The sequence below is a fragment of the Ignavigranum ruoffiae genome (assembly GCF_900110675.1).
Lineage (GTDB): Bacteria > Bacillota > Bacilli > Lactobacillales > Aerococcaceae > Ignavigranum > Ignavigranum ruoffiae.
The window spans coordinates 1-11,533 of record NZ_FOEN01000020.1; the positions used below are offsets into that span (position 1 = coordinate 1).

At 33.4% G+C, this 11,533-nt stretch carries 12 protein-coding genes and 2 pseudogenes; 13 read left to right on the plus strand and 1 reads right to left on the minus strand.

Annotation, left to right across the window (positions count from 1 at the left end; genetic code table 11):
• The 13 genes and pseudogenes from BMX34_RS09120 to arsB all read left to right on the plus strand — a co-directional run.
• Positions 1 to 143: pseudogene (locus tag BMX34_RS09120) on the plus strand (arsenical-resistance protein); the annotation flags it as partial.
• Between the two features lie 217 nt (positions 144 to 360).
• A pseudogene (locus BMX34_RS09890) lies at positions 361 to 456 on the plus strand (DNA recombinase); the annotation flags it as partial.
• Positions 457 to 889: 433 nt separating this feature from the next.
• Positions 890 to 1,258 carry an ArsR/SmtB family transcription factor gene (locus BMX34_RS09125; RefSeq protein ID WP_092572716.1) on the plus strand — a complete coding sequence of 123 codons (369 nt, stop codon included), beginning with the start codon at positions 890 to 892 and terminating at the stop codon, positions 1,256 to 1,258.
• A 145-nt stretch (positions 1,259 to 1,403) separates the two neighbouring features.
• A complete protein-coding gene (locus tag BMX34_RS09130; RefSeq protein WP_092572717.1) occupies positions 1,404 to 1,625 on the plus strand; it encodes a cation transporter in 222 nt (73 codons plus the stop codon).
• 15 nt (positions 1,626 to 1,640) lie between these two features.
• Positions 1,641 to 3,485, plus strand: coding sequence for a heavy metal translocating P-type ATPase (locus BMX34_RS09135; protein ID WP_092572718.1), 1,845 nt, complete (start codon positions 1,641 to 1,643; stop codon positions 3,483 to 3,485).
• Positions 3,486 to 3,628: 143 nt separating this feature from the next.
• Positions 3,629 to 4,108 carry a Csac_0668 family 2Fe-2S cluster-binding (seleno)protein gene (locus BMX34_RS09140; protein WP_092572719.1) on the plus strand — a complete coding sequence of 160 codons (480 nt, stop codon included), beginning with the start codon at positions 3,629 to 3,631 and terminating at the stop codon, positions 4,106 to 4,108.
• Between the two features lie 197 nt (positions 4,109 to 4,305).
• Complete coding sequence (locus BMX34_RS09145; protein WP_092572720.1) at positions 4,306 to 4,911, plus strand: cadmium resistance transporter; 606 nt, start codon at positions 4,306 to 4,308, stop codon at positions 4,909 to 4,911.
• A gap of 798 nt (positions 4,912 to 5,709) precedes the next feature.
• Positions 5,710 to 5,841, plus strand: coding sequence for a type II toxin-antitoxin system YafQ family toxin (locus tag BMX34_RS09895; protein WP_234971719.1), 132 nt, complete (start codon positions 5,710 to 5,712; stop codon positions 5,839 to 5,841).
• A gap of 655 nt (positions 5,842 to 6,496) precedes the next feature.
• A complete protein-coding gene (locus BMX34_RS09160; RefSeq protein WP_092572721.1) occupies positions 6,497 to 6,778 on the plus strand; it encodes an ArsR/SmtB family transcription factor in 282 nt (93 codons plus the stop codon).
• A 95-nt stretch (positions 6,779 to 6,873) separates the two neighbouring features.
• Positions 6,874 to 7,251: an arsenite efflux transporter metallochaperone ArsD gene (gene arsD / locus BMX34_RS09165; RefSeq protein ID WP_092572722.1), complete on the plus strand. Its 378-nt coding sequence runs from the start codon at positions 6,874 to 6,876 to the stop codon at positions 7,249 to 7,251.
• A gap of 12 nt (positions 7,252 to 7,263) precedes the next feature.
• Positions 7,264 to 8,994 (plus strand): arsenical pump-driving ATPase, encoded by a 1,731-nt coding sequence (gene arsA, locus BMX34_RS09170; RefSeq protein WP_092572723.1) that lies wholly within the window; start codon positions 7,264 to 7,266, stop codon positions 8,992 to 8,994.
• Between the two features lie 8 nt (positions 8,995 to 9,002).
• Positions 9,003 to 9,407, plus strand: coding sequence for an arsenate reductase ArsC (locus BMX34_RS09175; protein ID WP_092572724.1), 405 nt, complete (start codon positions 9,003 to 9,005; stop codon positions 9,405 to 9,407).
• Positions 9,408 to 9,409: 2 nt separating this feature from the next.
• Positions 9,410 to 10,450, plus strand: coding sequence for an ACR3 family arsenite efflux transporter (gene arsB, locus BMX34_RS09180; RefSeq protein WP_092572725.1), 1,041 nt, complete (start codon positions 9,410 to 9,412; stop codon positions 10,448 to 10,450).
• A 408-nt stretch (positions 10,451 to 10,858) separates the two neighbouring features.
• On the opposite strand, the gene BMX34_RS09185 is transcribed toward arsB, so the two are convergent.
• Positions 10,859 to 11,533, minus strand: a 675-nt coding sequence (locus BMX34_RS09185) for an IS30 family transposase (protein ID WP_143440763.1), incomplete at its 5' end; no start/stop codon positions are given.

An 11,533-nucleotide genomic window follows, 5' to 3' on the forward strand; every position in this document is an offset into this window, starting at 1 on the left:
TGGCCGTTGCAGTTGCTATATCTCTATTTGGGTTATCATCAGGAGCTACGTTAACAACTGTAGTAGGTGTTCTGGTTGAGGTTCCTGTTATGTTAGCCTTAGTAAAGATTGCCAATTCTATGGAAAATAAATTTAATTATTGAATAAGAGTTAAAACTGATAGCAACAAGGATGTAGGGTTAATTTAGAAGATTCTAATTTAGACATATACCCTAATTTCCTAGTATGTGTAGCTATAACCTGTGGTACTATATAATTAGCAATAAATATAAGAAACGCCTTGGAGGGAAATCCCCAGGGCTTTTCTTTGTTTATTTAGTGAGTTGAGTGAACGAAACAATAAACCACCTGCTATGCAGGTCGAGGTCATATATAAGGAAGATTATCCAGAGTGTTAGTGTTTATGATGACCAGTTTGTAATATGCTTTAAATCTGGAATTGAAATGGAAGTATGATTTAATACTAATATAAACCGTCAATTAAGAGTTAGGTTCTCTTGACTGGCGGTTTTTGCATTGACTTTTACATGATTTATACATGGGATATTATCAAAAATGTTGTTTATAAGGTTATTGATAAGGAGTTGACCACATGAGTGATGTGATAATCTGTTAGATGAAGCTATTAAAGAAATCGAAAACTTGTACGAAGGTGAAGTCTTTATTTTTAAGGATTTGTTTTAAGAATATGTATGGAACAGGATACCGAGAAAGGATGTTACTAATGTCTTAGCAGATGTTTTTGAGATATTTTAAATAATATAAAAAACACTTGAATAAATGCTCATATAACTATTGACACAAGAGAAAAATAAAAATATAATAAATATACAACGTATGAATGAATGTTCAAGTATTCAGACGAAATGATTTAAAAAGAGGCGATAATATGACTAAAAAATTTAATTCAATTGAAAGATGTGACTGCAATGTAATTCATGAGGATATTGTAAATAAAGTTAGAGATAAAATGCCTCAAGAAGAAAGCCTTTATGATCTAGCGGAATTATTTAAAGTATTTGGAGATTCAACACGAATCAGGATATTATGGGCTTTACATGAATCTGAAATGTGTGTTTGTGATATCGCTGTATTACTTAACATGACACAATCATCAATTTCCCATCAGTTGAGAGTCTTAAAACAAGCTAATTTAGTGAAAAACAGAAAAGAAGGCAAAGTAGTATATTATTCATTAGTTGATGATCATGTAAGAGAAATATTTGACCAAGGTCTAATTCATATCAACGAGAAGTAGTAATGCGTTAGAATAGAATATTTTTTGAAGATATTTGGGCATATATTTAAGTCTTCATTTCAAATGAGCAATGCTTCAAGAAAATTTGAAAAAGACTTGTAGTATTCAAAATAAAGTTACAAATAATATTTAGGAGGATTTAATAATGAAAAAGAAATTTATACTTGAAGGTTTAGATTGTGCAAATTGCGCGGCAAAAATGGAAAAGGCTATTAATGAGCTTGATGGAGTGAAAGAAGCTACTGTTAACTTTATGACCACAAAACTCGCTATTGATGGTGAGGATGAAAAAATGCCAACAATAATAGCAGAGGCCGAAAAAATTGTTAAAAAAAACGAACCCGATACAACTATGAAAAAGGCTTAAAGGAGGCGATTTAGTATGAAAAAACGACTATGGCGAATAATTATTGGTGCAGCCGTGTTAGCTACAGCAGTATTGCTTAATTTAAATAACGAATGGTTACAGATTGCTCTCTTTATAATAAGTTATATTATTGTAGGTGGAGATGTTGTAAAAAGAGCTGTAAAAAATATTTTTAAAGGTCAAGTTTTCGATGAAAACTTTTTAATGAGTATTGCAACAATTGGTGCATTTTTTATTGGTGAGTATCCTGAAGGTGTTGCAGTTATGCTGTTTTATCAAGTTGGAGAACTGTTTCAAAGCTATGCAGTTGGCAAGTCGAGAAAGTCAATTGCAAGCCTTATGGATATTCGACCAGATTATGCAAATGTTAAAAAAGGTGATGAACTTGTCAAGGTTGACCCAGATGAAGTACGAATTGGAGATATTATTGTAATTAAAGCAGGAGAAAAAATTCCTCTTGATGGCAAGGTAATTGAGGGAAGTTCAATGATTGATACATCGGCACTAACAGGCGAATCTGTTCCTCGTGAAGTAGAAGTTGGAAGTGATATCCTAAGTGGGTGCATCAACATTAATGGGGTTATTACAGCAGAGGTTACCAAGGAATTTGGAGAATCTACTGTAAGTAAAATTCTTGATTTAGTTGAAAATGCAAGTAGTAAAAAATCCAATTCAGAACAATTTATTACGAAGTTTGCGAGATATTATACACCGGTTGTGGTTATAATTGCAGTTTTTCTAGCTATTATACCGCCTCTTGTTATAGACGGGGCGACTTTTAGTGATTGGATATATAGAGCACTAGCATTCCTTGTGGTATCCTGTCCGTGTGCTTTAGTTATTTCAATTCCTTTGAGTTTCTTCGGTGGAATAGGTGGAGCCTCAAAAAAAGGTGTTTTAGTCAAGGGTAGTAATTATTTAGAGGCATTAGCAGAAACTGAAATTGTTGTTTTTGATAAAACTGGAACACTAACGAAAGGTGTATTTAATGTACAGGAAATTCATCCAGAAGGAGTTTCCAAAGAAGAGCTACTAGAATTAACTGCACATGCGGAAAGCTATTCCAATCATCCGATTTCACTTTCACTGAAACGTGCATATAGCAAAGAAATAGACAATGGACGTATTTCAGATGTAGAAGAGATATCAGGTCATGGTGTTATTGCAACAGTAGATGGCAAAAAGGTTATGGCAGGAAATATCAAACTTATGAAAAAGATGGATATCCCTTATTTCAAGGGAGAGCTGATCGGTACTGTTGTACATGTTGCTGTTAATAACAAGTATATAGGTTACATTGTAATTTCCGATGAGGTAAAGGAAGATTCAGCACAAGCAATCAAGGAACTTAAGGCAGCTAATATTAAACAAACAGTTATGTTGACAGGTGATAATAAAAGTATTGGTTCAAAAATTGCTAAAGAGCTTGGTCTTGATAAGGTTTATGCAGAACTGCTGCCAGCAGACAAAGTTGAAAAACTAGAAGAATTATTTTCGCAAAAATCTAAAAAAGGTAAACTTGCCTTTGTTGGAGACGGAATCAATGATGCCCCTGTATTAGCTCGTGCAGACATTGGAATAGCAATGGGTGGTTTAGGTTCTGATGCGGCCATTGAAGCTGCTGATGTTGTAATTATGACTGATGAGCCATCGAAAATTGCTACTGCGATGAAGATTTCTAAAAAGACACTAAAAATTGCACATCAAAACATAGTATTTGCAATTGGAATAAAAATAATTGTTCTTATTTTGAGTGCTTTTGGAATAGCAACTATGTGGACAGCTATATTTGCAGATGTAGGTGTAACTATCATTGCAGTATTAAATGCTTTTAGAGCTTTGAATGTAAAGAATCTATAAACTATTTTTCCTATTCACCCCTTGAAAGATACCGATAATTGACGATACAATCAAGGGGTGTTTTTTAATTTAAAAACTATAAATGAAAATTGGTTGGGATTTACCTTGAATTAAATGGTTTTAAAGATATGGAGTTTATGTAATTGAAAGTTATTGATGAATGTTGCTGTGAATGTATCACACAAAATTTAAATAGAACAAAGGAGAGTTGCCCTGTCTGTAATAATGAAGGAGTAACAGTTAGTAGGATAACCGTTGAACACTTGGTGACAAATGATTATCGTAATGCCGTTGATGGAGATCAATATAAGATATGCATGAATGAGGACTGCGACGTTATTTACTATAACTTAGATAAAGAAATAAAATTCTTAAAAGACCAAGTTAGGGTTCCTATCTGGTTTAAGAAAGATGCAGATCCTAAGTGTGCTTGTTATTGCAGCAAAGTCACAGAAGATCAGGTAATTAAAGCAGTTGTAAAGCATGGTGCGAAAACCGTTAAAGAAGTAAATGCCATAACTGGAGCGATGAAAAATTCGCTTTGTAAGGAAAACAATCCTTTGGGGGTATGTGGTCATAAGATTTTTCAGGAAGCCATTGATAAGGGATTAACCATGAAATGATTTGAGTTGATATGTTCTCACGAACAGACAAAACCGTTGATATCTTCCCACAAACGAGAGCCAATGTTGGATATGTTTCCCTTAACCATTGGGGTTGAGAACGCAGTTTGATAGCTATCAAGGCTACTCGAAACAGAATGTGTGTGCAGTCAATTTTTGATTGGCTATAAAAATTAAATATTTTGAAAGGAGAAATAATGGAAACAATAGTATCCGCTTTATTAGTTTTTGTGTCTACATCAATTGATTTCTTAGTTGTTTTGACTATTTTATTCGCTAGTCAAGGCAAGGAAGGCTTGAAATCAATTTATACAGGACAGTATTTAGGTACAGGACTGCTTGTGCTGGTTAGTCTTATTGTCGCTTACTTTTTAAATTTTATTCCACAAGATTGGATTATCGGGCTCCTTGGTCTAATCCCACTAGGTCTTGGTATAAGAGCAATTTTTGTGGATGAAGATATTGATGAAGAAGACATCGAGGGGAAAATTACCGGAAAAGGATCAAAAATCTTAGCATTTACAAGTTTAACAGTGGCAATGGGTGGAGATAATTTAGGAATTTATATCCCCTTTTTTATAGGAAAGAGTTTGATCGAGGTTTGTATAAGTTTAGTAATATTTGCGGTAGGAATTTTTATGCTATGCAAATTATCTAAAAGTTTAGCCTCAATTCCTACAATCGAAGATGTGGTGGAAAAGTACGAAAAAATAATTGTTCCAGTCGTGTTTATTGGACTCGGATTTTATATATTGATTGAAAATGGAACGATTAATTATTTCATATCCCTAATTACAAGTTAATAGTCTATTTTTATATTTCAGACCTATTAAAGGAAATCTTTAGTAGGTCTTTTTTGTTTACTTAAAATTATCTTATCTGTCCAAAGGAACATGAGAAGAAAGAATTGTGTATGATGTTGAAAATAAGTGTTATTTTCTTACCTGTGATATGGCAGGTAAATTATGCGAATAGAAAACTGGATAAGAAAAAAGAAGTTTTATTTGAATAACACTCAAAAGACTATGTAATAGCAAAACCAAAAATAATAAATAAATTTCGATAAATCTTGTCTACTATATTTATGGTATTTTATTTATACAAATAATAATTATATATTATAAGGAAATTTAGATTTAGAGATAATTTAAAACATAAGAAATATACTTATGGATATATTCTCACATACGACGCTTGCTTAAAATATTAAAATTTATGCATACTGACCACTCAAGCCACGTTGAAGCCCTAACCCTGCTATCACGCAATTAGCAAAGCTAATCTATGCGAAGCAGAGGTAGGTCTCATGCCAGGTTTTCCCAAAGAGAAGCGAGTGAATAACGAGTTTCGATTGGTGAAAGCTACGGCTGAGGCTCTAGTATTGATGACAAGGTAATAGTCTGTTAGACATTCTGAAAGGCTTGAAATCAATATGTTTATTGTTTTTAGATTCAATAACAAGAGTCTGAAAATTGCTTAACGGTATGGATGGGGTATAAGATAATATAAGTTAGAATTGGTGAGAGGCATACCATTATGAAGTTTAGCGATAGATATCAGGATATTGATATAGAAGTTGGAGAGGGAAAGATATTGAAAATTTGTTTGATATTATTGAGAAATTAGCAAAAGATGAAACTTTTGATAAAAAATATAGAGACCATTCATTAGCCGGAAATTACAAAGGGTCTAGTGAATATCATATAGAGCTCGATTTTTTTGTTGATATATGAAAATATAGAAGAGGTTTTAGTATTATCTCTAGTAAGAACTACCTCACACTCTGATTTATTTAAGTAATAACAATACATTAAAAAACGTAAGGATGGATTTATATGGTTAATTTTTGGGATAGGTGCCATTGTATTTGCACTATTAAATATGATAACGGCAATAAAAAATAAATATGCAGAAATATATAGATTTTTGAGTTTTTTTTAAGCTTTGACAGTATGCGCATTCTATTTTGATGGAGATAGCCGTGTAATTAAAGAAGACTGGGGAGGTCTTGTGGACATTATGCCTACAATGAGCAAAGCATTATGGGTTCTAGTTATATTGTCTATAGCTGTTAACTCTGTATCTATTTAAAAAAGAAACGACTAAATGAAAATTGATTTTAAACTAATATTGAATAATGTTTACAGCACTTACTAATTTGTAGGTGTTTTTTTGATGCCTAAAATTAAGGAGGTGAGATATTGGCAAATAGAATAAAAGGGATAACAGTTGAAATTGGTGGAAATACCACCAAATTATAGACTGCACTAATATATAAGATGACAAGATTATCCATAAGAATTTTCGATATATCACGAAATAAGACTTGTAAAAAAAATAATTAGTGATACAATAAACACATCAAAAAAAATTGATGTGAGGGATTTTATGAAAAGAGATTTAGAAAAAACTGCAAAGATATTTAAAGCCTTTTCAGCGGCAATTCGCCTAGAAATATTAGACTTATTAAAAAATGGGGAAGAATGTGCCTGTTTTTTACAAGAAAAATTAGATTTAACACAATCAGGCTTGTCATATCATATGAAAATTTTAATAGAGTCAGGAATTGTTATAGCTAGAGAAGAAGGTAAGTGGATTTACTACTCTATTTCTGAACAAGGAAGACAAAAAATAATGCAGATGTTTTTAGAATCTACTGAAAGAAATTAGTTACCCTTAAGGGTAACTAAAAAAACACTCTTCATATCAAATAAATTTGATGTATTAATAAAATTTAATTAAAAATTAAAGAAAGGATGTAAAAAATGAAAAGAATATCAATTTATGAACCAGCTATGTGTTGTGATACAGGTGTTTGTGGAGTTGATGTAGACCCAGAACTCGTACGTATTTCAACATTAATTAACAAATTGAAGAAAAATGGTATCACTATCGAAAGATACAATTTATCAAGTGAGCCAATGGCATTTGTCAATAATAACAAGGTAAAAGATGCTTTGGATAAAAATGGAACCGACAAGCTTCCGTTAATCCTTGTAGATGATGATATAGTCATAGAAGGAAGATATCCAAAGAATGAAGAAATAATGGAACTTTTAGAAATCCCTAAGGATTATCTTGAAAGTAGTAAAGATGAAAAACCTAATCAAGGGTGCTGTGGGAATAACAGCTCTTGTTGCTAAGGGAGGTTTATTATGAAGGAATTTAATCTTGAAAATCTTAAATTAACTAAATATCTATTTTTCACAGGCAAGGGAGGTGTTGGCAAAACATCTGCAGCTTGTGCAACAGCAGTGACTTTAGCAGACGAAGGAAAGAAAGTACTACTTATTAGTACAGACCCTGCTTCAAATCTTCAAGATGTTTTTGCAACAGAATTAGACGGTGAAGCAAAGCCGGTTAAAGGAGTAAATAATTTAGAAGTAATCAACCTAGATCCACTAGAAGCTGCACATAACTACAAAGAAAGTGTAGTAGCACCTTTTAGGGGTAAATTGCCTGATTCTGTTATTGAGAATATGGAAGAACAGCTATCTGGATCTTGCACAGTAGAGATTGCTGCCTTTAATGAGTTTTCTAATTTCATTACAAATCCTAAGCTCAATACAGAATATGAACATATTATATTTGATACAGCACCTACAGGTCATACCCTTAGAATGTTACAGCTTCCTTCTGCTTGGACTGGTTTTATCAGTGAAAGTACGCATGGAGCATCCTGTTTAGGACAGTTATCAGGATTAGAGGCTAAAAAAGAAATATATAAAAAGGCAGTTGAAAATTTATCAGATGAGAGCTTAACAACCCTATTATTAGTTACAAGACCTGATAATACACCACTTAAAGAAGTAGCCAGAGCATCAAAAGAGCTATCTGAGATTGGAATAAAAAATCAAATATTAGTGATTAATGGTCTTTTAGAAAAATATGATGATGACTTATCTGAAAGTATATTTAACAAACAAAAGTTAGCACTTGAAAATATGCCAGATATGTTAACTGAGTTTGATACCTATACGATTGCCTTAAGATCATATAACATTACTGGAATTGAATCTATAAGAAATCTTCTTAAGAAAGATCAAATAAACGAACAAAAAGTGGAAGTAAAAGGTAAACTCTTTAATTTAGATGATGTTGTTAGTGATCTTGTAAAGAATAATAGAAAAGTAATCTTTACTATGGGCAAGGGCGGTGTAGGTAAGACTACTATGGCAGCTTCTGTTGCTCTTAAGCTAAGCAAACTTGGTAAAAAGGTACACCTAGCTACAACAGATCCCGCTGACCATTTAAAATTTATTATAGATAGTTCAAGTGGAATGTCTATGAGTCATATTGATGAAAAAGAAGAATTAAAAAAATATCAAGATGAAGTACTTGAAAATGCAAGAAAAACAATGAGTGATGATGATATAGCTTACATTGAAGAAGATTTAAGATCACCATGCACACAGGAAATAGCTGTATTTAGAGCTTTTGCAGAGCTAGTGGAAAAAGCAGACGATGAAATAGTAGTTATCGATACTGCTCCTACGGGTCATACCTTGTTACTCTTAGACTCAACTTTAAGCTATCATAAAGAAGTTGAAAGAACACAAGGACAGATACCTGAATCTGTAAAAAAATTGTTACCTAGATTAAGAGGAGAGGAAACAGAAGTTTTAATCGTTAGCTTGGCAGAGGCTACTCCATATTATGAGGCATATCGCTTGGAAGAAGATCTAAAAAGGGCATCAATTCATACCAATTGGTGGATTGTTAATTCATCCCTTTACAAAGCAAATCCTAGTAACAAGATGTTATCTGCTAAAGCAAATGAAGAAGTTAAGTGGATTAACAAGATATTAGATCATACTTCAGGAAAATTAGCAGTCGTTGAATGGACAAAAGAAAACCTTCGTGGTGATAAACTTTATAATATATAGGAGGGAAAATGATGAAAACTAAAGTAGCATTCGTGTGTGTTCATAATTCGTGCAGAAGTCAAATCGCTGAAGCACTAACAAAAAAATTTGCTGGAGATTCTATAGAGGCGTATTCTGCAGGAACAGAATTAAAGGAACAAATTAATCAGGATGCAGTAAGACTTGTCAAAGAAATGTATGGAATTGATATGGAAGAGACTCAAAAGCCAAAACTTTTAGATGATATTCCTGAAGTTGATTACCTAATTAAAATGGGATGTAATGTCAATTGTCCAATTCTTCCTTACACTGTTAAAAAAGATGATTGGGGACTTGATGATCCTACTGGAAAAAATGATGAAGAGTTTATAAAAACTATTAAGGAAATCGAAAGTAAGGTTAATAAATTAATTGAGGAAGTTGAGGAAATTTAGGGATGAAGAAAACAGATGGGATTGGTTTTTTTGAGAAAAACCTGACTTTTTGGGTGTTAATTTGTATGGTAATAGGCATAGTTATTGGGAACTATTTTCCTGCTATTCCAGATTGGCTAGGAAATTTTGAGTTCTATAATGTATCTATACCAACAACAATTTTACTTTGGATAATGATTTTTCCAATGATGTTGAAAATTGATTTTAAGAGTATAAAAGACATAGGGAAAAATCCTAAAGGCCTATTTATTACATGGTTTGTAAATTGGGTAATTAAGCCGCTTACCATGTATTTAATCGCCTCCCTATTTTTCTTTATTATTTATAAAGGATTTATAAATAAGGAATTGGCATCAGAGTATTTAGCTGGGGCGGTTTTACTTGGAGCTGCACCATGTACCGCAATGGTATTTGTATGGAGCAAGTTAACAAGAGGTGACAGTGCTTATACCTTAGTACAGGTAGCTAGTAACGACCTAATTATTTTGATTGCATATATACCAATTGTAAGTTTCTTATTAAAGGTTGGAAGTATAAATATTCCATGGGGAACACTTTTATTATCCATTGTATTATTTATTGTTGTTCCTCTTATTTTAAGCATGATAACTAGAAATATAATTATTAAAAATAAAGGGGAGGGCTACCTAAATAAAACTTTCATCCCTACATTTGATAAATATACTATGATGGGATTATTATTGACGTTGATTATAATATTTTCATTCCAAGGACAGAAGATATTGGATCAACCACTAAATATTATCCTTATTGCAATTCCTTTGATAATTCAAACTTTATTTATATTTGCAATAACATTTTTTATGTCATATTTAGCAAAGCTACCATATTCAATTGCAGCTCCTTGTGCCATGATTGGTGCATCTAACTTTTTTGAGCTGGCCGTTGCAGTTGCTATATCTCTATTTGGGTTATCATCAGGAGCTACGTTAACAACTGTAGTAGGTGTTCTGGTTGAGGTTCCTGTTATGTTATCCTTGGTAAGATTTGCAAATTCTATGGAAAATAAATTTAATCATTAATATGAGTTAGAACTGATAACAACAAAGATTTAGGGTTAATTTAGACATATACCCTAATTTCCTAGTATGTGTAGCTATAACCTGTGGTAATATATAATTAGCAATAAATATAAGAAACGCTTTGGAGGGAAACCCCCAGAGCTTTTCTTTGTTTATTTAGTAAGTTGAGTGAACGAAACAATAAACCACCTGCTATGCAGGTCGAGGTCATATATTTAGATTAAATTTTAGATAAATAGAACCAACTGTAAATTTCAAGTATAAGTTAGCCACCTCGGGTAACTAGCTATGTAACATTAATCCTCTCTGCCAGTGACGGCTTGACAATGAGCTGAGGCATGGTAGTTTGGTTCACTAATGGGTCATTGACCGCCTTACCAAGAAAACCATGCCGAAGGAGGCTCGTTGTCAAGCGGGCACGTGTGCGCGAGCTTGTCTTTCTTTATAGAAACAGCGTATGAAAACCTCATAAGGGGTCTCATAGTCCAAAACCTTGCGCGAATAATGGTTCATCCATTGTTGGATGCGGCGACAATCGGCTTCAGTCACGTCTTTCATTGAGGTTTCTTTGGGTAAAAAGCGTCGAATGAACCCATGTTGATTTTCACTAGTTCCTCTTTCCCAAGAAGCATAAGGATGGGCAAAATAAACGGCCACGTCGTCAGCCAGTGTTTGACTCAACCCCGCAAATTCTAAGCCGTTATCCGCCGTAATACTCTTAAAGAGTAACGAAAAATGGTCGCCAGCACGAGCTCGTAACCCCCTGAAAGCGACATCCACCGCTTGAGCCGTCTTGTTCTCAATCTTTAGAATGACTTCAAAACGACTCAACCGTTCGACCAAGGTCAACAAGACCGGTTCATCTCTGCCTTTCTTGCCAATGACCGTATCAATTTCCCAATGACCAAAAGTTTGACGGGTGTTAATTTCTTCAGGGCGTTCGTCGATGGACATCCCTAGGACTTTCTTATGGGGTCGAGTCTTCGGCGCGCTGACTTTGGAATGTCGTTTCAACTTTTCAACTAAATCAATATTTCGGGTCTGCATAATCTGGCAATCAATCCAATGATAGAGGGTCGTCGT

Coding starts and splice junctions, on each gene's coding strand:
- BMX34_RS09125 (WP_092572716.1), top strand. CDS start 890: ATGACTAAAAAATTTAATTCAATTGAAAGATGTGACTGCAATGTAATT.
- BMX34_RS09130 (WP_092572717.1), top strand. CDS start 1,404: ATGAAAAAGAAATTTATACTTGAAGGTTTAGATTGTGCAAATTGCGCG.
- BMX34_RS09135 (WP_092572718.1), top strand. CDS start 1,641: ATGAAAAAACGACTATGGCGAATAATTATTGGTGCAGCCGTGTTAGCT.
- BMX34_RS09145 (WP_092572720.1), top strand. CDS start 4,306: ATGGAAACAATAGTATCCGCTTTATTAGTTTTTGTGTCTACATCAATT.
- BMX34_RS09160 (WP_092572721.1), top strand. CDS start 6,497: ATGAAAAGAGATTTAGAAAAAACTGCAAAGATATTTAAAGCCTTTTCA.
- arsD (WP_092572722.1), top strand. CDS start 6,874: ATGAAAAGAATATCAATTTATGAACCAGCTATGTGTTGTGATACAGGT.
- arsA (WP_092572723.1), top strand. CDS start 7,264: ATGAAGGAATTTAATCTTGAAAATCTTAAATTAACTAAATATCTATTT.
- BMX34_RS09175 (WP_092572724.1), top strand. CDS start 9,003: ATGATGAAAACTAAAGTAGCATTCGTGTGTGTTCATAATTCGTGCAGA.
- arsB (WP_092572725.1), top strand. CDS start 9,410: ATGAAGAAAACAGATGGGATTGGTTTTTTTGAGAAAAACCTGACTTTT.